24 protein-coding genes and 3 pseudogenes (1 of these 27 only partly in view) are annotated in these 25,243 nt (G+C 36.9%); 20 read left to right on the top strand and 7 right to left on the bottom strand.

All coding sequences use genetic code 11. The annotated features are described in order from the left end of the window. The first annotated feature begins 19 nt into the window (after nt 1-19). Nucleotides 20-1,045 carry a DUF3644 domain-containing protein gene (locus tag BZ25_RS05515; protein ID WP_121514566.1) on the top strand — a complete coding sequence of 342 codons (1,026 nt, stop codon included), beginning with the start codon at nt 20-22 and terminating at the stop codon, nt 1,043-1,045. Between the two features lie 247 nt (nt 1,046-1,292). Further along, nucleotides 1,293-1,370, top strand: a pseudogene (locus BZ25_RS10665) (glyoxalase); the annotation flags it as partial. A 67-nt stretch (nt 1,371-1,437) separates the two neighbouring features. On the opposite strand, the gene arsB reads toward BZ25_RS10665, so the two are convergent. Further along, nucleotides 1,438-2,487, bottom strand: a complete 1,050-nt coding sequence (arsB, locus tag BZ25_RS05505; protein ID WP_121514567.1) for an ACR3 family arsenite efflux transporter — start codon at nt 2,485-2,487, stop codon at nt 1,438-1,440. A 134-nt stretch (nt 2,488-2,621) separates the two neighbouring features. Further along, nucleotides 2,622-2,984 (bottom strand): helix-turn-helix transcriptional regulator, encoded by a 363-nt coding sequence (locus BZ25_RS05500; RefSeq protein WP_121514568.1) that lies wholly within the window; start codon nt 2,982-2,984, stop codon nt 2,622-2,624. Nucleotides 2,985-3,363: 379 nt separating this feature from the next. On the opposite strand from BZ25_RS05500, the gene BZ25_RS05495 reads away from it, so the two are divergent. After that, nucleotides 3,364-4,548, top strand: a complete 1,185-nt coding sequence (locus tag BZ25_RS05495; protein WP_121514569.1) for a sugar MFS transporter — start codon at nt 3,364-3,366, stop codon at nt 4,546-4,548. Nucleotide 4,549: 1 nt separating this feature from the next. Here BZ25_RS05495 and BZ25_RS05490 read toward each other — a convergent pair. The 3 genes and pseudogenes from BZ25_RS05490 to BZ25_RS10660 all read right to left on the bottom strand — a co-directional run. After that, nucleotides 4,550-4,825: pseudogene (locus BZ25_RS05490) on the bottom strand (GNAT family N-acetyltransferase); the annotation flags it as partial. Nucleotides 4,826-4,962: 137 nt separating this feature from the next. After that, nucleotides 4,963-5,844: an AAA family ATPase gene (locus BZ25_RS05485; protein WP_041534021.1), complete on the bottom strand. Its 882-nt coding sequence runs from the start codon at nt 5,842-5,844 to the stop codon at nt 4,963-4,965. Next, nucleotides 5,783-6,013 (bottom strand): AAA family ATPase, encoded by a 231-nt coding sequence (locus BZ25_RS10660; RefSeq protein ID WP_146026685.1) that lies wholly within the window; start codon nt 6,011-6,013, stop codon nt 5,783-5,785. Before BZ25_RS10660 ends, BZ25_RS05485 begins: the two co-directional genes overlap by 62 nt. Before the next feature lie 833 nt (nt 6,014-6,846). On the opposite strand from BZ25_RS10660, the pseudogene BZ25_RS05470 reads away from it, so the two are divergent. The 7 genes and pseudogenes from BZ25_RS05470 to BZ25_RS05440 all read left to right on the top strand — a co-directional run. Then, a pseudogene (locus BZ25_RS05470) lies at nt 6,847-7,305 on the top strand (glycosyl hydrolase); the annotation flags it as partial. Between the two features lie 87 nt (nt 7,306-7,392). Then, on the top strand, nt 7,393-7,812 hold the full coding sequence (locus BZ25_RS05465; RefSeq protein WP_012208271.1) for a holin family protein: 420 nt from the start codon (nt 7,393-7,395) through the stop codon (nt 7,810-7,812). Continuing rightward, a complete protein-coding gene (locus tag BZ25_RS10585) occupies nt 7,809-8,813 on the top strand; it encodes an N-acetylmuramoyl-L-alanine amidase (protein ID WP_012208272.1) in 1,005 nt (334 codons plus the stop codon). The genes BZ25_RS05465 and BZ25_RS10585 overlap by 4 nt, the downstream gene beginning before the upstream one ends. Nucleotides 8,814-8,866: 53 nt before the next feature. Next, a complete protein-coding gene (locus BZ25_RS05455; protein WP_059031384.1) occupies nt 8,867-9,085 on the top strand; it encodes an SHOCT domain-containing protein in 219 nt (72 codons plus the stop codon). Between the two features lie 61 nt (nt 9,086-9,146). After that, nucleotides 9,147-10,715, top strand: a complete 1,569-nt coding sequence (locus BZ25_RS05450) for a recombinase family protein (protein WP_121514570.1) — start codon at nt 9,147-9,149, stop codon at nt 10,713-10,715. Next, the gene (locus BZ25_RS05445) at nt 10,679-11,170 is read left to right on the top strand and encodes a recombinase family protein (RefSeq protein WP_121514571.1); all 492 of its coding nucleotides are present in this window, start codon (nt 10,679-10,681) and stop codon (nt 11,168-11,170) included. Before BZ25_RS05450 ends, BZ25_RS05445 begins: the two co-directional genes overlap by 37 nt. Beyond that, on the top strand, nt 11,133-12,701 hold the full coding sequence (locus BZ25_RS05440) for a recombinase family protein (RefSeq protein ID WP_121514572.1): 1,569 nt from the start codon (nt 11,133-11,135) through the stop codon (nt 12,699-12,701). The genes BZ25_RS05445 and BZ25_RS05440 overlap by 38 nt, the downstream gene beginning before the upstream one ends. Before the next feature lie 199 nt (nt 12,702-12,900). Here the strand turns inward: BZ25_RS05440 and BZ25_RS05435 are convergent, their stop codons facing one another. Both BZ25_RS05435 and BZ25_RS05430 read right to left on the bottom strand, forming a co-directional pair. Further along, nucleotides 12,901-13,641, bottom strand: coding sequence for a CPBP family intramembrane glutamic endopeptidase (locus BZ25_RS05435; RefSeq protein WP_103899238.1), 741 nt, complete (start codon nt 13,639-13,641; stop codon nt 12,901-12,903). Nucleotides 13,642-13,689: 48 nt separating this feature from the next. Beyond that, nucleotides 13,690-14,286: a rhomboid family intramembrane serine protease gene (locus tag BZ25_RS05430; RefSeq protein WP_103899239.1), complete on the bottom strand. Its 597-nt coding sequence runs from the start codon at nt 14,284-14,286 to the stop codon at nt 13,690-13,692. Between the two features lie 371 nt (nt 14,287-14,657). Between BZ25_RS05430 and BZ25_RS05425 the strand changes: the two genes are divergently transcribed. The 10 genes from BZ25_RS05425 to BZ25_RS05370 form a co-directional block, all read left to right on the top strand. Beyond that, the gene (locus BZ25_RS05425) at nt 14,658-15,158 is read left to right on the top strand and encodes an LlaJI family restriction endonuclease (RefSeq protein ID WP_103899240.1); all 501 of its coding nucleotides are present in this window, start codon (nt 14,658-14,660) and stop codon (nt 15,156-15,158) included. Nucleotides 15,159-16,461: 1,303 nt separating this feature from the next. After that, the gene (locus tag BZ25_RS05410; protein ID WP_103899242.1) at nt 16,462-16,641 is read left to right on the top strand and encodes a hypothetical protein; all 180 of its coding nucleotides are present in this window, start codon (nt 16,462-16,464) and stop codon (nt 16,639-16,641) included. 188 nt (nt 16,642-16,829) lie between these two features. Then, nucleotides 16,830-17,060, top strand: coding sequence for a hypothetical protein (locus tag BZ25_RS05405; RefSeq protein ID WP_103899243.1), 231 nt, complete (start codon nt 16,830-16,832; stop codon nt 17,058-17,060). An 18-nt stretch (nt 17,061-17,078) separates the two neighbouring features. Then, the gene (locus BZ25_RS05400; RefSeq protein ID WP_199676860.1) at nt 17,079-17,375 is read left to right on the top strand and encodes a DAK2 domain-containing protein; all 297 of its coding nucleotides are present in this window, start codon (nt 17,079-17,081) and stop codon (nt 17,373-17,375) included. 46 nt (nt 17,376-17,421) lie between these two features. Next, complete coding sequence (locus BZ25_RS05395) at nt 17,422-18,336, top strand: alpha/beta hydrolase (RefSeq protein WP_121514573.1); 915 nt, start codon at nt 17,422-17,424, stop codon at nt 18,334-18,336. A 190-nt stretch (nt 18,337-18,526) separates the two neighbouring features. Next, nucleotides 18,527-19,159 (top strand): hypothetical protein, encoded by a 633-nt coding sequence (locus BZ25_RS05390; RefSeq protein WP_199676859.1) that lies wholly within the window; start codon nt 18,527-18,529, stop codon nt 19,157-19,159. A gap of 23 nt (nt 19,160-19,182) precedes the next feature. Continuing rightward, on the top strand, nt 19,183-21,147 hold the full coding sequence (locus BZ25_RS05385; RefSeq protein WP_103898170.1) for an ATP-dependent endonuclease: 1,965 nt from the start codon (nt 19,183-19,185) through the stop codon (nt 21,145-21,147). Next, entirely contained in the window at nt 21,110-22,966 is a 1,857-nt protein-coding gene (locus BZ25_RS05380; RefSeq protein WP_103898171.1) for an ATP-dependent helicase, read from the top strand. Before BZ25_RS05385 ends, BZ25_RS05380 begins: the two co-directional genes overlap by 38 nt. 829 nt (nt 22,967-23,795) lie before the next feature. After that, nucleotides 23,796-24,170, top strand: coding sequence for a metalloregulator ArsR/SmtB family transcription factor (locus BZ25_RS05375; protein ID WP_121514574.1), 375 nt, complete (start codon nt 23,796-23,798; stop codon nt 24,168-24,170). A gap of 13 nt (nt 24,171-24,183) precedes the next feature. Continuing rightward, nucleotides 24,184-25,243: the beginning of a heavy metal translocating P-type ATPase gene (locus BZ25_RS05370; RefSeq protein ID WP_121514575.1), read on the top strand. 1,301 nt of this gene lie beyond the right edge of the window; the window shows 1,060 of its 2,361 coding nt (coding positions 1-1,060); its start codon is at nt 24,184-24,186; its stop codon lies beyond the right edge, outside the window.

Here is a 25,243-nt window from a genome sequence, read left to right as displayed (position 1 = left end):
ATGTGAGGGGAGACAAATTATGGGTAAGGGTAATACAATTAAAAATCTATTGCAAAATTCTATTGCTGCCTATTTTGCTGCTATTGAGATACATAATAAGCCTAATATTACTTATCGTTACGAAACAACTACCTTGCTGCTCATAAATGCATGGGAACTAATATTAAAAGCTTTTATCAGAAAATATGTGAAAAGCAAAGATATTTTTGAAAATAATGACCATACAATCTCTTTTAATAAAGCCGTTAAATATGTAAATGATTATTTGAACAAGAAAAAAGCAAATAGTTTTACTGCTGTTAAGAAAAATCTATGTATCATAGAAGAATATAGAAATAAAATTGTGCACTTCTATCAAGACTCTCTCGAGATGCTAATTTTTTCACTGATTGCGCGTTGTGCATTAAATTACGTTGAATTTGTTAAGGAGCATTTTTCGAGAGACATAATAGCTGAACAAGGGTTATTCATTATGCCTCTAGGATTTAAACAACCATTCAAACCTGAAGATTTTTTATCTAAAAAAGCAATAGATAACGTTTCTTCTAAGGAAGGAAAGGATTTCATCGATAACATCGTAAAAGTAATCGAAGATCTGAAAGAACAAAATATTGAGGATTCAATTGTTTTACCTTTTAGTGTTTATATAGAGAACGTTAAAAAAATAACTAACAGTGATGTATTAATTGCATTAACATCACCAGATCAAGCAGACGCGAAATTAGTAAAAGTGACCAAATATCAGCCTGTGAACGATCCCAGCGCCCTGAAAGTATCTTTATCTGACGACGAAATTTTTAATAAATTTCCTTTAACGTTTACTAATGTCCGTGATAAGTGTCGGGAAGAAATTCCAGGTTTTAAACAAAATCCAGATTTTAATAATATTATGAAGAAAATAAAAGAAGACCCAACCTTAAGTTATAAGCGAAAACTTGACCCTAAGAACGAGAGATCATCCTCAAAATATTTCTATTCCGAATTGGTAATAGATGAAATAAAAAAAGAATATAATCAAAGTAATGAACACCATACTCAAACTTAATCTTAACTTTGACCGTTGGACCTTGTTTTTAGTAAACTGAATGTAAAAAAGTGAATTTGTAAGGGTAAAATAACTATTTTTTTCGTAGCAACATTTTTAAAAAGCAGAAAAAGTTCAAAACACTGTTTTCATTTATTCATGCATGCTGGCTTTAAGATGTCCGAATTTTTGTAATTGCCAAACTCAAGGAAAAACTTTAGCTCAAAAAACATGATTTTATTTGATGTAATTCGTGAACCAGCTACCGCCCTTTGGGAGACAACGAACTTGTTATATTGCAGATCCAGATGGCAATCTGATAGAGATTGGTTCATTTAATCAATAGATAACTTCTCCTCGGTAATCTAGTAGCTCAGATAAGAGTTATGAAACTATATAAATCAACCTTTGGTTTATGCATACTTGAACCATTCTTTTGTACTATTTGCAATCTTTACAAGTATCAACATAACAGGGACCTCAGTTAGAACGCCGACTATGGTAGCAAGGGCCGCAGGACTTTGTGTACCGAAAAGAGAGATCGCAACAGCGACAGCAAGTTCAAAGAAATTTGACGCCCCAATCATACTGGCTGGTGCAGCAATATCATGAGGCAGCTTTAATGCCTTACTTGAAAAATAGGCTATGAAAAAAACAAGGAATGTCTGTATAATCAGAGGTATTGCAATCAAAATTATGTGTAGAGGGTTATTGAGAATAACATCGCCCTGAAATGAAAAAATGATGACTAATGTTAAAAGAAGTCCAATGGTTGTGACATTTCCAAACTTCGGAATAAATTGGTTCTGAAGATATTCTAGACCATGCTTACGGGTGATATAGTTCCGAGTTATCACTCCGCCCACAAGTGGAATGACAACGAACAAAACTACAGACAGAATCAACGTGTCCCATGGAATAGATACTCCTCCTACACCAAGTAGAAATGCCACTATCGGCGTGAAGGCTACAAGGATAATCAAATCATTAGTTGCAACCTGCACCACAGTATATGCAGCATTACCATTTGTTAGATGGCTCCATACGAATACCATTGCAGTACATGGAGCAGCTCCTAAAAGGATGGCACCTGCCAGATACTCCTGGGCAAGCTCTGCAGGGATAAGCGTTTTGAAAATTACAAAGAAAAATAACCAAGCGATTCCGAACATGGTGAAAGGCTTGATGAGCCAGTTTATCACCCATGTTACAAAAAGCCCTTTTGGATTTTTGCCCACGTTCTTAATACTTTGAAAATCGACCTTCAGCATCATGGGATAGATCATGAGCCAGATGAGTATGGCAATCGGTATGGATACATTGGCATACTCGAAGCGTCCGAGAAACTCAGGAATTCCAGGAAGGAATCTACCAATCAGTACACCTGCAATCATGCACAAGATAACCCACACTGTTAGATATTTTTCAAAAAAACTGATCCCTGTATTTTCGCTTTTTTTCATATAACCACCCTTCAAATTCTATTTGATTTTTTGCAAAATCTTTAGGACCACAACCACTTCTAAAAGCTCGCCATAATAGATCACATATCAGTCAAAACTGTGACTGCTCTTCTTTCAATAAAATAATATTAATGTCAAATAATTTCAATGTGTTTTTCTGCTTTAAAGTTATCATTAGATGGTTTGGTTTTGCAGCATTTATTTCCTTTTGCATTCGCTTTAGGGGTTGTTAACCTTTTCAGCAAAGTAGCGGCATACTCACTACCCTTTTCACTAATTGTGTAGTATGTCCATTTCCCCTCCTTCCTGCTCTCTACAACACCTGATTCAACCAGAATCTTCATGTGGTAGGAAAGTCCCGACTGCCCCAAATTCAACTGTTCTTGCAAAACACAAGCGCATTTTTCACCGCTACGAAGTAGTTGAAGTATTCTCAAACGTGTTTCATCGCAAAACGCTTTAAATACTTTTGCCTGTTCTTCATAAACAGTTGCCAAGATATCACCTCATATCAAAATTATTTGATATGATACTATTATATACATCATATCAAATTTTGTCAATGTGTTTGAAAAAGTTTTCGGACAAAGTAAATATCTATGGATACTTACTGATCCAAAAGACATAAGCTACTAAAAAATGATTTGGATACCAATTGTTAACTGTAATTATCATTATTTATGGTATGCTAATAGTAAGAGAAATATCAGGAAATGCATGGGGATGCATATTCATTTTTGTGTTTTTATGGAATGCGTTTTAGCAAAAAGCATTTTCAAAATTTAGGATTAAATCTGTAAATCTAATCAGTCACTAAAAATACCTATACTATCATTCTAACCCATTTAAATTTTAAATCAACGGAGAGATTTTAATATGTATTCTATCTTACTAGTGATTATCTATATTTCATTCATCAGTCTCGGATTGCCAGATGCTCTTTTAGGGTCAGCCTGGCCAAGCATGTATGAAACATTAAACGTACCTGTATCGTATGCAGGAATTTTATCAATGATTATCTCTGGAGGAACTATTGTTTCAACTTTGTTCAGCGGTAAGTTTATTCATAAACTTGGTACTGGGAAACTAACCGCCATAAGCGTTGGAATGACTGCTATAGCATTGTTTGGTTTTTCTATATCAACTTCTTTTTGGCATTTGTGTTTGTGGGGGATACCTTACGGTTTAGGTGCAGGAAGTGTTGATGCAGCACTTAACAATTTTGTCGCCCTGCATTACAAAGCTAGACATATGAACTGGTTACATTGCTTTTGGGGAGTTGGAGCCACAATTGGACCATATATTATGGGAATATTGTTGACTAAGGGTTTTAAATGGAATTCAGGATATTTTACTATTTCGTTAATTCAAATTGTTCTAACCTCAGTACTGTTTTTTACTTTGCCGCTGTGGAAAGAGAAGAAAACAGGTAACAAAACCAAAGAAGAAAAATATAAAAATTATTCTTTAAAAGAGGTTATTACTTTACCCGGGACAATGTCTATTATGATCGCCTTTTTCTCTTATTGTGCTTTAGAGGCAACTACTGGTTTGTGGGCGGCAAGTTATTTAGTTCTAAATAGAGGTATAGCTGCTGAAATAGCGGCCAAATGGGCTGCTTCATTTTATTTCGGAATTACAATAGGAAGGTTTATATCTGGATTTATAACATTCAAAATGAATAATAAAAATATGATCCGTTTAGGACAAGGAATCATTATTTTAGGATTGTTACTATTGATTCTTCCTTTTAGCAATTATACGGCGTTTATAGGCCTTATTCTCATAGGTTTAGGTTGTGCACCGATATATCCAAGTTTGATACATTCAACACCAACTAATTTTGGTAAGGATGTTTCACATTCCATTATAGGGGTACAGATGGCTTCTGCATATCTTGGAATAACTCTTATGCCACCCTTGTTTGGATTTTTGCAAGAACATTTCGATATAAGGTTATATCCCATATATTTAACGATATTAGCCTTTCTTATGATAGCGATGGTGGAAAAGGCAAACGGTATATTTGTGAGAAAACCTGTGATCAATAGTAACCCCTGATTTATTTGATATCTTTTGAGTAAATAAGTAACTCATCGCGCTTGTACCACCCTGTTTTTTCCCAAAATGCCTTACCAATTTCATTCTCATAATAAACAAACAAATGGCATTTTATGATACCTTTTTCTTTTAAACTATTTAAAACCAAGTTTACCAATTCTTTCCCTATCCCATTTCTTCTATACTTCTTATCAACCGCAAGATGGTAGAGATATCCTCTTCTTCCATCTTCGCCACACAGGATTGTACCGATGATTTTCCTGAGTTTGACAGTTACAAAAACGTAAGAATTCTAAAACAGGCATGAATAATAGCAAAAAGGCGTTTTTTGCTTTCTCTGTTTTTCAAAAGTGTCACTACATGCCTTCCTTCTCCTTTGTTTATCAGTGTTTTAGACTTAAGCTTTTACTTTGCTCAGTTCGCTCCACAGCTGACTACCGCCGTTTTATCACCTTCCTTGTAAAAACGTATAAGGTTACGGTAATCCCCAAGCAATGCGTCCGTTGAGTGTGTGACGATAATTAACTGTCCGTCTATGCCATCTATACCAAAGCAACTCTTCAAAAGCTCGGTGAATTCAGCATCTTGATTCTGCAGAATTCTCTTGTAGTAGCCGATGAGCGACCGTTGTAAGTACAGGTGAAGGTGGACTTCTGGTTCGTCAATCGACAATACGAGTGGCATCAGTTTTTTGCCTTTGTCGTCGCTATATAGGTGTTCCTCAAACGGAGTGGACTTACTTCTGTATAACTCCATTATCTGGCGCAGTATGTTTATCGAAGCCATCGCCAGATACTGGACACCGCTTCCTGTCGACTCAATTTTCCTATCACCATCAGAGAGATAGAAAAGGCTCATCAGCATTTCTGTTGGATTTGGGGCAATGGTTGCCTTGATGAAGTAGTCGTGGAAGCTGCGGATTTTGCCTAGATGACTGTTGATAAAATCCGTCAGCTTATTCACTTTCTCATCATTCAGAAATGTTGGAACACTATCGGAAATAAATCGCTCGATGATTCCATTTATGAGAAGTCCTGCTACCTTTTGCGAATCAAGGCGTAATTCTCTACTTGGGACAGACGTGGTCTCGTACTTCAGAAAGTTGATTTTTTTGATCAGCGGCTTCGGTATGCTCTCGTTTGAGTCTTCGTTAACGATTGTTGGATATGCTTCCTTGATGGTCTGAAGATAACGAATTTTCAGCAAGGAAGCATCATTTGAACAGAAGTTGTCGTCAAAAAAACCCTGCTCGTAGGGAAGCAATTTGATGTCCAGTTCGACTTTCGTAGTTGGCAAAATCCGCTTCTTCAAACCCCTTGCCACTGCATACAGTGTCAAGAAGAGATAAGAAGTTACTTTTGCCCAAATTGTTTTCACCAACAATATAATTACAGTCCGGGTTGAAGCAGACGGATATGCCGTCGATGTTCCTGTAATTTGAAATTTTAACAGAAATTATCCTCATAAGCCTTCCTTCGGATTGCACTTTACTATTCTCTTTATTCTACAGCAGAATTCCCCTAACCGCTCATGCTATTTAATTGGCTTGAGTAGGTGATAGGCACTCAACCCAGGAATTTACCTACACTTCACAAGCACTCAACTTCAGCCTTAATACTTGGCGAGTCTATATCCCATAAAAATTTACACCTTGTATTGTAACTTCATTAAAATTACCAGCAAGCACAAGGCACCTAATGTCAATGAGCGAACCCGTATGTTCAAAACATCCTTGTTGTTCTTAAAGACCTCCAGCATCCCCGGGGAATGAGTAGAATTTTTCTGAATTTTGCCGACTTGCAAGGAATGGCTCTTAAAATTTTCTTGGATTGCAGCAACCAAAGATGTCTTGGCTTCCCCACTAAGGACAATAACTGTTTTACCGTCAGAGTAAATCGCATCGAAAGGAAAGCATTTTGCAGAGATACTACTTTGCCACCGTAAAATTGGTAAAGCGGTTTTTACGGTAACTTATCTCGGTGGGTAGTAGACACCGATAATAATGAACGGGTTAGGAGATACATTGTGAAACTGCTTTGTTGTTCCTAGGAAGAAGTACAAATCCCGTGTCAAGAACCAATCGAAGCATTTTTCCTTGACCTTTGCGATTGCCACAGCTTCGTCTTTATTTGCTCTCTTCAGACAATTCCAATACAGCATACCGATTTCCCAATCCTCGATCATCATCTTAGATTGCTTACCAGAATCGTCCTCGAACCGATAGGAAAACTTATAAGGTACTTTCTGTACGACCTTAAATTCTTCCTCGATTTCTTTCAAGGTCTTGAACAGATGTAGCTGCTGCGGCTGGGCGATGCGTGGGTATATGAACCATACGAGTGTTTTGATGTGGAGCTTCCGGATGGAACTATAACCGGCTTTGGCAGGCTTGCTCGCACTGGTGTCACGTGGGATGATGAATTTCAGGTGTTTTCAGTAAATAGCGATGTGGAGGAATCGGTAACTCGCAGTGAGGACATTTCGATGGACTATGACTTTTTCCACTCACAACTTTTGGCGCTTTCTTGCGGTAATGACTATAAAGTAAAGATTATACCGAAAGACATCAATATCTGGATATCCCGTCTCTTCCTCGGAGATGCGGATGGTTTTTCTATTCTGTATTATCAGGATGTAGACAGCCTTGTTTACTGGGCAAATGAAGCGGCTTATCGGTGGAAACTGCGAGGCATAGCCATCTGGTCGCTTGGACAGGAGGATATGCGACTGTGGGAAGCGCTTCCGAAGCAAATATAGTTTAGATGTTTTATTAATTCAGCGCTTTGCTATAAGGCAGGGCGTTTTTTTATATGCAAAACTCAAGTTGAACGGAGGGTTAAGACAATGAAAACAGTATGGAACTGGGGGCAGGCGGTTTTTACTGCTATTGGCGGATTTCTTGGCTGGTTTCTTGGAGGGCTGGATGGATTTTTATATGCTCTCGTCGCTTTTGTGGCCATTGACTATGTGACCGGCGTGATGTGTGCCATTATAGACAGAAAGCTTTCAAGTGAAGTCGGAGCCAAGGGCATCTTCAAGAAGGTGCTTATTTTTGTGCTGGTGGGTGTGGGACACATCATCGACAGCCAGGTGCTCGTAAGCGGCGGGGCAATCCGGACAGCGGTCATCTTCTTTTACTTGAGCAACGAGGGCATTTCAATACTGGAAAATGCAGCACATATAGGACTGCCCATTCCTGAAAAGCTGAAGAACGCGCTGGAACAACTGCATGGCCGCTCAATTGAGGAGGATGAGAAGAAATGAAGCTTTTTACAAAGTACATGACGCGAAACGACTGCTATACGGCAGGTCGGAAAATCACGCCTAAAGGAATCATGGTACATTCGACGGCTGTGCCGGGCGTAATGGCGGCTGAGTGGTTTTCCCGTTGGAACAAATCTTACAAGGCCGGCGATATAAATAGGCAGGTATGTGTTCACGCTTTTGTAGACGATAAAGAGGTTTGGCAATACTTGCCTTGGGATCATCGCAGGTGGCATGCGGGAGGAGCAGCCAACAATACCCATATTGGCTTTGAAATCTGTGAGCCTGCTGGGTTTTCGTATAAATCCGGGTCGGTAATGGTGGGTTATGATGCAGCAAAGCAGGAAGATTATTTCCGTAAAGCGTGGCAGAATGCTGTTGAACTCTGCGTTATGCTCTGCAAGAAGTACGGTCTTAATGAGAATGACATCATCTGCCACTCCGAAGGATATAAGCTCGGTATTGCCAGCAACCATGCTGATGTGATGCACTGGTTTCCCAAGCATGGGGAGAATATGGACACTTTCCGTAAAGCAGTAAAAAAAGCGCTGGAGAACAGTACAGATATCAATACTGATATTGGAATTGGAGATATGGTGGAGTTTAAGGTCAGTGTAAAGAATTACTACCCCGGCAGTGTGGAAGTTCCAACGTGGGTCAAAAATGACTATTACCACAGGGTCACACAGACTTTATACAAAGGCAAGCCGGTCATAAAAGGCGGCAAAGAATGTGTTTTGCTTGGCAAAAAGGTTAAGAAATCCGGCGGTCAAGAGATTGCAGGCATAAACACTTGGGTAGCAAAAGAAAACCTTGTAATTGTAAACAGCATTCCTGATAACAAGTGCAATAGAACCTATACAGTGCAAAAAGGCGATACCTTATGGAGAATAGCGGAAAAAGAACTCGGTAGAGGAACAAGATATCCGGAGATTAAGAAACTCAATGGTCTGACTTCAGATACTATTTACCCCGGACAAGTTCTGAAATTGCCGGAATAACGATAAAGGACAGCCAATCGCGGCTGTCCTAAGTTTTTATAGGAGGTGCTTGAATGATAGAGGCGGCTAATCATTTACCATATAACCCGCAGGAAACGAACTATTCAAAGATAACACAGGAGGAAATTCAAAGAGAGGTTGATTACTGGCGGGCATATAAAATCCTGCAAAAGATGCTTAAGGCGGGACTGATTTCAGAAGAAGAATTCAACAAAATCGACAAGTTGAACCGCAAAACTTTCTCGCCGATGTATGCACAGCTTATGGCCTAATTAGCTTGCTATTAGCGGCACACAGAGGTAACATGTCACATGCCCAAAGGAGGTGAAAACAGTGAGAAAGGTAACAAGGATTGATGGAAACAATGCTCTCCAAGCTTTCAAGCCAAAGGTGAGGGTAGCGGCTTATTGCAGGGTTTCAACAGACAGTGATGAGCAAATGGCAAGCCTGGAAGCACAAAAGGACCATTATGAATCCTATATAAAAGCAAATCCTGATTGGGAATTTGCAGGGATTTATTATGATGAAGGCATATCAGGCACAAAAAAGGAAAACCGAACTGGACTTTTGAGACTGCTTGCAGATTGCGAAAACAAAAAAATTGACTTTATTATAACCAAGTCGGTCAGCAGATTTGCCAGAAACACAACCGACTGTATTGAGATGGTGAGAAAACTTACCGATCTCGGTGTTTTCATCTATTTCGAGAAAGAGAATATAAACACACAGCGCATGGAAGGCGAATTGGTGCTGACAATTTTGAGCAGTCTTGCAGAAAACGAGTCATTATCCATTGCAGAAAATAGTAAGTGGTCTATCAGACGTAGGTTCCAAAACGGAACATACAAAATTTCGTATCCTCCCTATGGTTACGATTATGTGGATGGAAAGCTATTTATCAATAAAGAACAGGCTGAAATCATAAAGCGGATTTTTTCCGAGGCTTTGGCTGGTAAAGGCACACAGAAAATTGCAGATGGGTTAAATTTGGACAAAATCCCAACAAAGAGAGGGTCACATTGGACAGCGACCACTATCCGCGGTATCCTTAGCAATGAAAAATATACCGGGGATGTCCTTCTGCAAAAGACCTATACAGATGAGAATTTTAAGCGGCATTATAATCGTGGGGAAAAAGATCAGTACATGATAAAAGCTCATCATGAAGCTATCATATCCCATGAGGAATTTGAAGCTGCCCAAGAAATTTTAAGGCAAAGAGGAAAAGAAAAAGGTGTAATCAAGGGAAGCAGCAAGTATCAAAAACGCTACCCATTCTCGGGGAATATCAAATGTGCAGAATGTGGCAGCAGTTTTAAGCGTCGAATTCATGGAAGCGGTGACCGTAAATATATTGCCTGGTGCTGCACAAAGCATATAAAGGACGCATCAAGCTGTTCCATGAAGTTTGTCAGAGAGGATGCAATTCATCAGGCCTTTGTTGTAATGATCAATAAGCTTATTTTTGGTCATAAATTCATTCTAAGACCATTGCTACAAAGCTTAAAGAGAACAAATTACTCAGATAATATAGCGAAGATTCAAGAACTGGAAACAAAAATCAAAGAAAATACAGAGCGGGTTCAGGTAATCATGGAACTTATGGCTAAGGGATACCTGGAACCCTCTCTTTTTAATACACAGAAAAATGAGCTGCTTAAAGAAGCGGCTTTATTAAAAGAACAAAAAGAAGCCATAAAACGCACAATCGATGGGAGTCAGACTATCCTCGTTGAGGTTGAGAAGCTTCTTAAATTTGCAACGAAAGCTGAAAAGCAGATTGATGCATTTGATAGTGAAATATTTGAGGATTTTACCCGCGAAATCATTGTGTTTTCACAGGAGAAAATAGGTTTCAAAATGAAATGCGGGTTGATTTTAAGGGAAAGGTTGATGAAATAATGAGCCATATACCTTTTGGATATACCATTCAAAATGGCAGGGCTGTCGTTAATGAAAAGGAAGCGATTATGATTAAGAAACTATTTGAAGTTTATCTTTCCGGGCTTTCTTTAAGCGAAGCGGCACAAAAAGCGGGTATTAAGCGTTACCACACATCTGTTGCAAGAATGCTGGCAGATAAACGGTATGTTGAGGACAAATTTTATCCGCCAATTATCAGCAAGGACACATTCGAAAAAGCACAACTGGAAAGACGCAGGCGAGCAGAGGCACTTGGTAGGATTTATGAACATAAAGGAAATGAAAAGAAATGCATGAATTTTAGGTTTCATGCTTCAATGCCAGATAATCTATACGATGATCCATTTCAGCAGGCAGAGTATGCTTATAGTCTTATTAAGAGCGAGGTGATTTTAGATGACAAACAGGAATGTTACGGTAATTCCCGCCCGTAAGCGAATTGGAAATAGTGCAAAGGCCGAGGAAATGCCTAAGCTTCGAGTAGCAGCTTACTGTCGTGTTTCTACGGACAGCGAGGAGCAGGCAACCAGTTATGAAGCGCAAATTGAGCACTACACAAACTACATTAAAAGCAATCCGGAATGGGAGTTAGCTGGCATATTTGCGGATGAAGGGATTACTGGAACCAACACGAAAAAGCGTGAAGAATTTAACCGGATGATAGAAGAATGTATGCAGGGCAAAATCGATATGATAATTACGAAATCTATCAGCCGTTTTGCAAGAAATACGCTGGACTGCCTAAAGTACATAAGGCAGCTTAAAGAAAAAAATATTCCAGTTTACTTTGAAAAGGAAAATATAAACACATTGGATTCCAAAGGGGAAATCCTGCTGACCATTATGGCTTCTTTGGCGCAGCAAGAAAGCCAATCGTTAAGCCAGAATGTAAAACTGGGTATTCAGTACCGATATCAGCAAGGAAAAATCCATATTAATCACAACCGGTTTCTTGGCTATACAAAGGATAAGGATGGCAATTTAGTTATCGTACCTGAAGAAGCAGAGATCGTTAAACGCATTTACAGAGAATACCTTGAAGGTTCCAGTATGCTACAGATAGCAAGAGGTCTGGAAGCTGACGGAATTCTGACAGGTGCAGGCAATCACAGATGGCATACCAGCACCATCAATAAGATTTTGAGGAATGAAAAATATATCGGTGATGCGCTGTTGCAGAAAACCTATACAGTAGATTTTTTATCGAAGAAAAGGGTGGCCAATAACGGCATAGTTCCTCAATACTATGTAGAAAACAGCCATGAGCCCATAATCCCGCGTGAAATTTATATGCAGGTTCAGGAAGAGCTTGTCCGCAGAAGATGTGTGCATATAAGTAAGAACGGAAAGAAGAGAAACTACAGCAATAATCATCCCTTATCCCAAATGGTGTTCTGCGGCAAGTGTCATGAAGTATTCCGCAGGGTTCATTGGAATAACCGAGGGAAAAAATCCATCGTTTGGAGATGCGTCAGCAGATTGGAAAACACCGGTTTGTTTTGTACCGCTTCCACTATACTTGAAGATACTCTCAAAGAGAAGATTGTAGAAGCTATCAATATAGCCGTCAGCGGGAAAAACTCTTTCCTGGCCATACTGAAAAAGAATATTGAAACCGTATTAAACGAGGATTTGGACGAGAGTACGGCAGATATTGATAAAAGGCTGGAAGAGCTTCAAGCCGAGTTAATTCAAAAGGCAAATTCAAAGGAAGTATACAATAATATTGTAAATGAAATTTATAGGTTGCGAGATTTAAGACAAGAAACACTTTCAAGAAACGCTCTCCGCCAAGATAAGAGAGATCGGATTGCTGAGATGACGGACTTTCTTGATATGCAAACTGGTGATATTACGGAGTTTGATGATAAACTGGTCAGAAAACTAGTTGAAAAAGCCATTGTATATGATGACAGGATAATGATTGAGTTTAAGTCTGGGTTAGAAATAGAAGTGAATCTATAGGATTATAATATTACCGCCAGTTGAGGAGGAGCACTAATATTATTGCGAATAGCAACAGGAAACAAACTAATATTCCTTTTGGAATTGTATAGTAATATGGACTGGAATTTGTTTAACTTTCTGCAAAAAAAATCGTTAAGATCAACTCAAGCCTGTACCTTTTATATAAGGCACAGGCTTGCCATTACCAGAAAAAGTATCAAATTATCGATAAAATATACTCGGCCCCAACTATCGCCACATTTGATAGGCTGTGCATCATCATCGGATATATAACACTTTTGCTCCTTTGATATACGATACCATACATTGTTCCTAACACTAACGAAAATAGTAACTGGAAATAATTCATACTTACCGAAAACGGGTTCACCGTCCATTTTATATGCGCAAGGGCAAAAAATATCGCAGAAATCAAATTTGCCCATGAAATATGCAGCTTTGATATCTTAATGCCCTTTTCACTTGGAATAAGACATGTAATTATTGAAATTGGCAAGGCCCGAAACAAAATTTCTTCTGAAGGACCTGAAAGAAACAATTGAAAGCTTAAATAACCTAATACATTTGTACAGGTCAATGGATAGTCATATTGCGATATTTGCCCGCTAAGATATCTGATAGCAGATATGATCGCTATATATGCCAACATTGCCAAAGTAAAAATCTTGACATATTTTAGTCCTGTCCTTTTATCACCAACTTTTAACCCAAAATCGATATTATATGTTTTTGACATTATAATAATAAGCACTAATGCTAAAAGTGCCTGAACTATGTGGTGTATAGAGATCCAGGCAAATACACCATTCTTATCAATTGTGCTGTAGTCAAACATGTTAGCAACAAGTGAACCAAGTTTGCTGCAAGCTTGCTGAAATAGGAATACCAATAATATTGTGATAACTATCCTTGCTCTTTTTGATTTATTGACTGCCATGCATCTTCTCCGTTCGTACTATTATCATAGGTTTTGAAGCTAATAAAACTAATCGTTGCTTTTTACACTAAGCTTTTTCTTTAATAACCAACCGATAAACATTCCTACCACGATACCTACCGCGTGGGCAGGACCCCCAATAGAAACTTGCGGATTTCTTATCGTTAGGATCGCATTAACTGCAAATAATGCTATCAGCCAATATTTAGACTTGGAATTTAAGATCAATGCATCCGGCTTAAGCGTAGCATAAGCTGCAACAATACCAAAAGCAGCAGCTGATGCACCTGATATCAATCCACCATTATAGTCGATCAACGGGGCATATATAAAAATAGTTAAGCTGCCAATAAAGCCGCAAACAACATAAGCAAAATAAAGTACTTTTGCGCTTGTTTCTTTATTTAGTTCAGTACCAAAGATAAGAACCAAAAGCATATTCAATAAAATATGTATTGGAAGTACATGAGAAAAAAAGACTGTTATTAAAGTCCATGGTTTCTCAAAGGCTATTTGGGGATCAGCGTTCAGCAGAAAATTGTCACCAAGATTCGGAAATACATTTAGAGCGATAAAGACAATTATATTGATACATATAAGTACCAATACAGCTAAGTTTTTTGTAAAATACTTTTTCAGATTCATTGTTCCCCTCCAGGATAAACTCAATTAAAATCATTTTATGGTTAATGCTGATTCTAAATATGAAAAATGCAATCAGACATCGTTTTAAACATTGAGAGAAAAATTGATTAAACTAATTTTTGTTCTCAAAGGAATAAGATGTCTTATAACTATTTGGATTCATAATTGAGATACGAGAATACGATTATATCAGCCTTTATCAGCGATGTCAATGAGGGAAGCTCCCCTGCGCGGTGAATATATGCTGCCGTATGACGAGGCGCATATCTATAAGCTCCGGACGTATGACATCCACTCACTCGATGCATAACACAACTTTTTTTGAAATCCTCATCATTTCATAAAATCGCTCTTCTTATAACAGGACATTAATGATTGATGTAGTAGTCTATTTCCCTGTTGGTTATCATCTTCCAGAGAATGAAATAGATGTTAAACGTGATATACTTCATTTGTTTCAAGTGTTGGCTGAGTTTACTGATAGCTCTGACCGAGTGCTTGCTATGAATAAGTTTGAGGCCCCACAATCAGTCGACTTTCCTATTAATGCTTATCTAGAGGTTATATATTATTTTATGGAGAAGAACGGTTACTATATGGAAACTGAACCTGTATATAAAACAAGAGACCGTGGAAATATTGACTGGGCAAAAACTATACAAAGGCAAAAGGCATTGATACAGTCTAACTTTTCACCAGTGTATACACAATATACTGTTCGAGAATCAACTCCGAATGAGAATAAGTTAATAACCCATATACACAGACATTGTGTATATGAAAGTTTTTCAAAACTAGGATGGCTATTTACTCCATATATGCCTGAACCACCACAAATACCCCTGTCAATAACCTGTGAAAATGTCACCTAAAAAATCATGATTTTATTCTATGAAAATGTCACTTTCGAGATATAATTTTGCTTTTTAAGTAACGAGTTAGAAATAACGACAAGAGAAAAATCATGAAAGTGAGATAAGATGGAAAAGTGAGTTTTTTCGCTAAGTTATAGCTAAGGCCGGGTGCGTGATAAAATTAGGGTAAAGCCTATGGAGCCACCCACCGGCATAAACAAAAGCGTGTTTGTAAAGTCGGCAGTCAAGTAGCTTTCGCGGCATAAGTAGCAAGGCTTTGCGGGTCAGGCCAACTTATTCCACGATCTACTTGACAGCCATTGCAGGTAAACTACTTTAAAAAAGAGCATGGGAAAAAAAGCCCTTGATAAAACTTATCAAAAGCGGTATGATGAAATTAAGAATATCTTCTCTCAGGCCCATGCTCGTGTGGAATTGAAGAGCTGATTGAGCATTTCAATAATTTCACGGTCGGTTTCTTCGTACGCGAAATTGGGCCTCTTTTGTGGCATTTGTCGCCATGGATGATCAGCAGCAGGCTTTACAGGAGTACGCTTTTGTGGTTGCTTTTTAGAAGACTTTAAAGCCTTCTTTTTCGGGCGCTCTTCAAGAACTAAAGTATCATATACCACACCAGCGTATATGGCTTTAACACCTATTTTAGAACTGCTTTAATCTCATTAGTGAGATGTACGAAAAACAGTCTATCATACTTAAGCTGGGCAAGGTTGTTACAAAAAGTCTACGAGGTAGACCCATTTGTCTGTCCGAAATGTCAGGGGACAATGTCGGTTGTGGCGATTATCGAGGATCCTAAAGAGCTTACCAAGATTATTGACTGGGCAAGTCAGCAAAAACGAGAGCAACCAGAGACCGTCTGCGCTCGTTCACCTCCTGAGCTGGCACTGGTGTCGGTATAATACCCAAAAACGAAGTTTATGCAGAACAGGATAACACCTCGAAATCGATGCTTATACAGCGACCCGTGGGAGATATATTTTAAAGTTTTGTCAAATTGGTGAGAATCAGGTATTGACAGCAAAAATAGACTGAACAATAATGCTAATTGTTGGCGTTGCCGAAAATTTTTGATTGGTTCAGTTGTTCGGGCTGGAAAAATGGTTGTAGTTCGGAGAAAAATCCGAATTTCGACGGAAAACTGCTAAAAACCCCGAAATGACAGTTCCTATCAACAACTGCTAAAAACCCCGAAATGACAGTTCCTATCAACCTGGTAGACAGCGTTTTATTTGGATGCTGCTTTCTGATTATTCCTAAACGAACTCTCGAATGTGTTATACTATAGGAAAGAGGTGATAGCATGAGTCTTGATTACAACAATCCGTTTTTACAACAGAAAATCACTAAGCAAGCAGACGAACAATTCAAGAACATTTACAGTGACGATTTCTCTCGTAGGTTAGAAGGTAGTAAGATAATAACCGAAGTGTTAAAGAATACCGATAAAAATGACCAATGCAACCCATTCAAAGTAAACTGAAACCTGTTAAGCGTTAGCCAGTACTGTTTTATTTGCTATCTATCCTGAAAAATACTAAAAGAGTCACACGAAAAAAGTGTGGCTTTTTTATTTTGCCCTATTGACAACCGTTCTATCTTATGGTATTATTGATATTAACAAGACAATATTATCATAATGACAATAAGAGAGAGTGAAGTTGAATTAGTTTGAAAGCATCTGAAATTTTAAAGAATAACAAAGATATTAGTATATCAAGTGCAAATGTAGGACGTAAAAATTTTTGTACTTATTTGAAAACGTTATGTGATACAGCTACGGATATGTTTTTGAGCAATGATAGTACCCTTGATGCTTATGACAAAGCATTTTTAAAATTGGATGCGCAACTAAAGGAGTTGCTGGATTATCCATCAGATGCATTGCCCTTTAAAATATAAACGAATGAGTGATTGGAGGTGAATAGATATGGAATACAAAAAAGAGGAGGGGCAAAGCTTGGAGACAAGACATTACTAGATGCTTTAATTCCTGCTGCAGAGTCCTTGAGGGATAGCAACCAAGCCGGAGAAACGATGATTGTGGCGATGAAAAAAGCTGCCGATGCAGCAGTTTCCGGGGCAGAGAAAACAAAAGAAATTATTGCGATGAAAGGAAGAGCAACCTATCTAGGTGATCGAAGCATCGGATATCCGGATGCAGGCGCGGTTGCAATTGGCGTTATATTTACCGGGATGGTACAGTCTTTGGGTTGATGCAGTGCATACGGCAAATACAAAAAAATGTGAGGAGGAGATCATGATGTTAGCAAAAGAATTTACTTTTGAAGTAGAGGGTGGACTGAAAATCTTTGTTAGAAAGCTATTACCCGAGGCCGGTAGGCACCTCAAGGGAATCGTCCTGATTGTACACGGCGCAGCGGAACACTCGGGACGCTATGTTCGGTTTGGAAAGGTACTAAATGAAAACGGTTTTGTAGTTTATGCACATGACCAACGAGGACATGGACAAACTGCTGCGAACCCAGCTATTATACACATTAATGAAGGTGGATTCGAAGGTATGGTTGATGATATCGACAGGCTTTATAAAATCGCAGCCTCCGAACACCCTGGTCTTCCTATATTTCTTTTTGCCCACAGCATGGGTACAATTATTTGCAGAAAGTACCTTCAAAAGTACAGCGGACGTGGGCTGAAAGGCACAATACTTTGTGGTGCGGCTCATATTCCACAAATAAAACAGATATGCGATTTTGCGAAAACAATAATAGAACAGCATGGTAGAGATTATGTTGATGTAAATCTGCAGGGGGTGAACCAATCCTATAATGAAAGATTTCAGCCAGAAAGGACACCTTTTGACTGGTTGAGCAGGGATGAGGCTGAAGTGGATAAATATATTCAGGATCCGCTTTGCGGAAATCCCGGAACTGCAGGCTTTTTATACGAATTTGCGAAAGGGTACGATATTTTTGATGAAGAAAAGATAAAAGGAATCGATAAAGAACTGCCAATTCTATTTATTACCGGGGATCAGGATCCTTCAACCCTCTACGGTGAAAGTGCAAAATTAGCAAAGGAATTGTATCAGAAAGCAGGGATAAAAGAAGTTGACTTAATTATATATCCTGGGGCAAGGCATGAATTGCTGAATGAAATCAACAGGGATGAAGTTACAGAAGATATTATTGATTGGATAAACAAACATTTATAAGACAGAACTGATGAGGGGTAGTGGAAATCCGAAAGGTGGGATGATTTGTCAATGTCATTAAGTTAAGACAGGTGTAATAGAATTCTCTAAAGAGTAGAGTACAGAAAATGTATCCTACTCTTTTTTTGTGGAAAATCATAGAAACAAATAATACAAAATCGAAAAAAATGCTTGACAAGTAGTCAAAAAAATGTGGCGAAGCCCCTTGAGAAAAAATGATAGTGAGAAATTTAACAAAGAAAGCTATGTTCATAATATAATCTATCCGATGAGAACGACATCTGATGAGATTGAGTATGCTAACCATAATTTGTGGCTCATAGATGAGAAACTTGCATACTGCAGCTTTATTTCTTCGGATATCCCTTTTAACAATGATAATAAAGAAGAACGTACAGATATCATGATATTGGACAATCCAGTTGCGGTATCTGATGAAGAAAATGATGGAAGTGAATTTGACACTATAGTTCTTTTTGAATTGAAACGACCAATGAGAGATGATTACTCAACTGCGGAAAATCCAGTTACTCAATTATATGAATATGTAGACAAGATTAAATCAGGCAAAGCTAAAGACAAATATGGAAGAAAAATTATAGCGGGGAATGGCACAAAGTTTTATCTTTATGCCGTATGTGACATCACTCCAAGCTTGGAAAAAACCATTCGATTCAATAGCTTTAAACATACACCTGATAAAATGGGATACTATCTGTTTAATGATACCTATAATGCATATGTGGAAATTCTGTCATTTGATAAAATTATCAAGGATTCGAAAAAGAGAAATAAGATTCTCTTCGATAAGCTGGGTATTTAAAAGAAGATAATGGGGTGAGTAAGATGGGAATCATGATAACTAAAATTCGAATACAGAATTTTCGTTCTATAGAAAATGTTGAAGTTGAACTAGAAAATACGAATATTTTAATTGGCCAAAATAATTGTGGCAAAACTAATTTTTTAAAAGCAATAGATTTGTCCTTGAATTCGTATAAAGATGTAAGTAAGGAAGATATTTTTGTAAAAGATAGCGAAAAGCTCTCTACAGATAAGAGGGCGATAATTGATATTTTAATTGTCCCAATAAATGAAAATGGAAAAAGAGAAAGAGAGTTCAATGAGTTTTGGAATTCTGCATTTACAGAAAAATGGATAACGACTGATGCTACAAACGGAAATTACGTTGGTATACGATCAATCGTTGAGTATGATATAAAGAAGAACGACTATGGAATTACTAGAAAACAAATTAAAGAGTGGAATTCAGATATTGAGGAAAGTAAAGTAGGTAAACCACAACAGTTTGGATCAGATATGAATAATTATATAAACTCATTTTTTATGGATGCACAAAGAGATATTTCAGATGACCTTAAAAGCAAAAAATCTTATTTTGGAAAAACAACTTCAAAAACAGATATTACACCAGAAAAAACACAGGAAATTGAAAAGCAATTGAATGATATCAATGATGAAATAATCAATAGTATTCCATCACTAAAGCAGGCGGCAGTAAATATCGCTAAAATAGGAAAGACTTTAGGAAACAAAGGTAGTGATATACAGATTGAGCCTCTGGCGAGAAGTTTGGGAGATTTGCATAAAGGGATGGATATAACCTTAAAGGATGGAAACGCAGCTAAATTTTCAATAGCACAACATGGAATGGGTACTCGCAGTTGGATATCATTTTTAACATTAGGTGCATATGTCGAAGAATTCCACAAAGAGGCTAAAAATGATGATGCTGATGATTATGTAATGTTGACTCTTGAAGAGCCAGAAGCTCACTTACATCCACAAGCTCAAAGACAATTATATTCACAAATTGAAGATTTCCGTGGGCAAAAAGTTGTAAGCACACATTCACCAAGTGTTGTTGCACAATCAGAACTAAAAAACTTAATACATTTTTATAAAGAAAATGGGATAACAAAAGTTCAAAGGTTTTTGGAAGCTGAGTATGAACCAGAAGAAATAATGAAAATTAGAAGAGAAGTAATAAAAACACGGGGAGAACTTTTGTTTTCTTCTGGGATTGTATTGTGTGAAGGGATAACCGAAGAGCAAGCTTTACCAATTTACTTTAAAGAATATTTTGGAGTAGATCCTGTTTTCTTAGGAATTAATATAATCGGTGTTGACGGTCAGAATTATAAAACATTTTTAAATTTAATCAAAAAATTTGGAATCAAATGGTATATTTTTAGTGATGGTGAAAAAGAACCAATCAAAGGAGTGAAAAATGCTGTTAAAGTAATGAGTAATCAAGATGTATCAGAATTGAAAAACGTTATTATTTTAGATAATGGTGAAGACTTCGAGAAATATTTAGTCAAAAGTGGCTATTCAGAACACATAATCAATGCGGTAAATGAAGTTGAAGAGAAAGAAAATGAACTGACTGAAACGCAAGTTGAGGGTCTTGAACAGGTAACAAAGACATTTTTTGAGAAATATAGTGAAAATGCAAAGGAATCAAATGACAAACAGCCAAAGCGAAGAAAGACAGATAAGCCACCTTGCAAAGAATGTGGTCAAGATATATATGAAGATGTCGTGGAAGTAATTGATGGACTTGATGAAGCTCAGAAACTTGTTTATAAATGCATCACCGCAAAAAAAGCAAAAGCTAAATATGCGATGGCAATTGCAGAACATATAGTAAGAGATGAAGAGCTTAGTCTGAGGATACCTTCAAAATTATTGTCTTTGTTTAAGGAAATATCTATTCAACAAGGGATCAAGGTAAGAGAGGAGTATATTGATGTTAAATCTGTCGGAGAAACAGCAACAAATAGTTGATTTTACTGATGGGGCTCTTTTAGTTAAGGCAGGACCTGGAAGTGGAAAAACTAGAGTATTAATTGAACGAATAAAAAAACTGTTATTAACAAATAAAAGAAGTAAAATTTTGGCGTTAACATTTAGTAATTTGGCTGCTGAAGAGATGAAGAATCGATTATTGGAAGACCAAGCAGTAGAAGATTATATTGAAAATGTTAATGTAGGAACAATACATTCATTTTGTCTCGATATTGTTCAATCACGAGGCAATCTCATTGGATTAGGAACTGAGCTAGTTTTATTTGAAAACAATGATGATAGAAAGAAAATGTTAGCAGATATATTTTTAAAAGATAGTGAACTTCTAAGATTATTAAAAAGTAAAGAGAAACCGGAAGTGTTTCTAAATGAATGTTTAGAACTTATTTCAGAGCAGAAGAAGAATTTTGTATCTCCTGAAGTTTATGATGGAAATGAAGCGTTTAAAGAAATATATATAGAGTATAACGAGTACTTAAAAAAACAAAATGCAATTGATTTTGATGATATTTTATTTTATGCGTATAGAATATTAACTGAAAATCCGAATGTAACGAAAATGTACACCAGTATATACAAGTTCATTTGTGTAGACGAAGCTCAGGATTTAAATTTTGCGCAATACGAAGTAATTAGAGCTCTGTGTGGTGAGACATTCAATAACATTATGTTGGTAGGGGATGAAAATCAATCCATCTATGGATTTAATGGATCAGACAGTAATTTAATGAGTAAGACTTTTGTATCCAATTTCCAACCAACAGTTTATGTATTAAATGAAAATTTTAGATCAGCAAAATCCATAGTTCGATTTGCCAATACATTGGAAGAATCAGATAGTGTATCAAACTATTTCTATGAAGGCGAACTAAGCGCACATGAGTTACAAGATGAAGAAGAGGAAGCCTTATTTATTATTAAGAATTTTAAGACACTAATGGAAAACGGTCATAGTGATATTGATCATCCACTCGATTTTGAAGATTTTGCAATAATTGCGCGTAATAGATATGTATTAAACAAAGTGGAAGATAAATTGAAAGATGAGGGTATTCCGTATTACTTTAAAAAATCAAGTTCGGGAATTGAAATTGAATCGGAATTCATCAAAGTGTTTGATCTTAGTTTAAGGTTATTAATAAATTGCAAAGATATAATTCATCTTAGAGAATTATGCAAAATAGTAAAAGTGGATGTGCCTGATACAAGCAATTCATGTTCCGGTATGGAACTATTAGAATTAATTTTGAAAAGTGAGTCCCATAAAGTAATCATTGAAGAGCTTAAAAAGTTTGATGAGGTGAATTTTGAATTTGGGAAGACGTTGAAAGCGGTTGCTGATTTTGTTGAAAATAGCACAGAATTTCAAGAAGAAGAAAAATATTTGATCTTTAATGATATTGAAATGTGGCAAAAGCATTGGAGCAAATATATCATGCAAGTTGAAAGAGAGTATAGAAGTGCTATTTCATTTAGGAGTTATATTGCGTTAGGAAAAACACAGGATATATCAAATGATAAAGGCGTTTCTTTATTAACTGCGCATATGTCTAAAGGGCTACAATATGAAGTTGTTTTTGTTATAGGTTTATCGGAAGGAACGTTCCCTGACTATAGAGCAGTAAGAGCAAATGGAAAGGAAATGGAACAAGAAAAAAATAATATGTTTGTTGCTGTAACAAGAGCAAAACGAATTTGCTTTTTGACATATCCTAAGGTTAAAGTTATGCCTTGGGGAGACAAAAAAAATCAACAAGCATCTAGATTTATTAAAGGATTAGAGATAAGAACTATATAGAATAAACTCAAATAATTGTGCCGAATAAAGCTTTCAAGTAAGGCACAATTATTTGAAAGTTTTATTGCGCACAATTTTTACCGGTCGGTAAAAATGTGGCAACGGTTCAACAGAACAATAATGTGTCAAAGTAGTGATGCACCTTACTATCGAATTGGCCAGAGATTTCATTCGAAAAAACAGATCAGAGTAACTCTTATTAGAGAAAAATAACCCTCCGCCAAGGAACCAGTGGGTCCTTACGACATCATTATTGTCTACTCAAGGCACGTTGAGAGTATAATTCTGATGACGTATTGTGGTTCAGATGGCAAAGAGTAGAGATTGACCACAATATATAGTGGTTCAAGGACGATTTTGGAGCGAAAAAAGAGTAAAAAACACCGTTTTTTGACCCCTGTTTTTGGGGTGATTTATAGATGACATAGGGTAAATTGAGTGAAGACATCATAAAGGTGGAGAAATTGATGGCTCAGAAAGAGGTAGAAATAATCCTCTGGGATGATAAGAATTTTATATAATCTAAAGTAGTGGTAGTTGTTTTGAAACAGCTACCACTATAGTTTTTTATTAGATTGAAATTTTATTTCAAACTATTTTAGAACCTACAATAATATTTTTTTAAAAAATGTTTGTATTGAAACCACCCTTTTATGGTACTAATGTCGTAGTAGATAGTTTTGAGATATTTCAAATAATATTTAAAAAACACTTGAATAAATGCTCATATAACTATTGACATATGAAAAAAATTATAATATAATAAATACACAACATATGAATAACAGCTCAAGTATTCAGATGAAATGATTTAAAAAGAGGTGATAATATGACTGAGAAATTTAATTCAATTGAAAGATGTGACTGCAATGTAATTCATGAGGATATTGTAAATCAAGTTAGAGATAAAATGCCTCAAGAAGAAAGCCTTTACGATTTAGCAGAACTATTTAAAGTTTTTGGAGATTCAACAAGAATTAAGATACTCTGGGCATTAGATCAATCAGAGATGTGCGTTTGCGATATTGCATTCTTATTAAATATGACCCAATCAGCAATTTCACATCAGCTAAGAGTCTTAAAGCAGGCTGGACTAGTAAAGAGCAGAAGAGAAGGAAAGATTGTATTCTACTCTCTTGAAGATGAACATGTAAAGCAAATATTTGACCAGGGATTAATTCATATTTCAGAAGAAAGTAAGTAAAGGAGGGTCAGTAATGTTAAAGAAGGAAGTAATTTTAGAAGGTTTAGATTGCGCAAATTGTGCAGCTAAAATTGAAGATGAGGTTAATAAATTAAATGGAGTCAAAGCCTATATGAACTTCATGAACAAGACATTGACTTTAGAAATTGAATCAGAGCAAGAGTATAAGAATATATTACAGCAAGTTAAAACCATAGTGCACAAGCACGAACCGGATGTGGTAGTGAAAGAAAAATCCGTTAACAAGAGCAATAAAATAGTATTAATACTTGAAGGACTTGGCTGCGCGAATTGTGCAGCTAAAATGGAAAAAGAAATAAGCGGTCTAGCAGGAGTTGAATTTGCTGCAGTAGATTTTGTTTCGAAGAAACTAACACTGGAAATAAGTCCGAAAGTCAACCGCTCTGAGTTAAATAAGAAGATTGAAGGCATAGTAAAGAAAATAGAGCCAGATGTAAAGGTCATTTTTGAGGAGAATAACTCCAAGACCAAAATAAACGAAAATAACGAAGAGGAAGAAGAAGGTGTCAACAAAAAAGAAATCATAAGACTTGTGGTCGGTGGAGCAATATTTGCCGTGGGAATCATCTTTAATTTCCAAAATTGGCTTGAGCTTACCTTGTTTATTATTAGTTATATCATAGTTGGTGGAGAGGTTGTCTTAAGAGCAATAAAAGGTATTGCCCGCGGTCAGGTATTCAGTGAGCATTTTTTGATGAGTATTGCTACCATTGGTGCTTTCTTCGTTGGAGAGTATCCAGAAGGTGTAGCAGTTATGCTGTTCTATCTGGTAGGTGAATTGTTTCAGGATATAGCTGTAGGTCACTCCAGAAAATCAATACGTGCTTTGATGGATATTCGTCCTGACTATGCAAATCTTAAAGTTGGCGATGAGATCAGGAAAGTATCTCCTGAAGAGGTAAACATAGGTGACATCATTATTGTTAAACCAGGAGAAAAAGTTCCCCTCGATGGCAAGGTTATAGAAGGAAACTCAATGGTTGACACTGCAGCGTTAACAGGGGAATCTGTTCCTCGTGAACTCGGGCCAGGAGACGATGCATTGAGCGGAT

This window comes from Petrotoga sp. Shatin.DS.tank11.9.2.9.3, assembly GCF_003665005.1.
GTDB classification, from domain to species: domain Bacteria; phylum Thermotogota; class Thermotogae; order Petrotogales; family Petrotogaceae; genus Petrotoga; species Petrotoga mobilis.
This window is presented reverse-complemented; position numbering and strand designations above follow the sequence as displayed.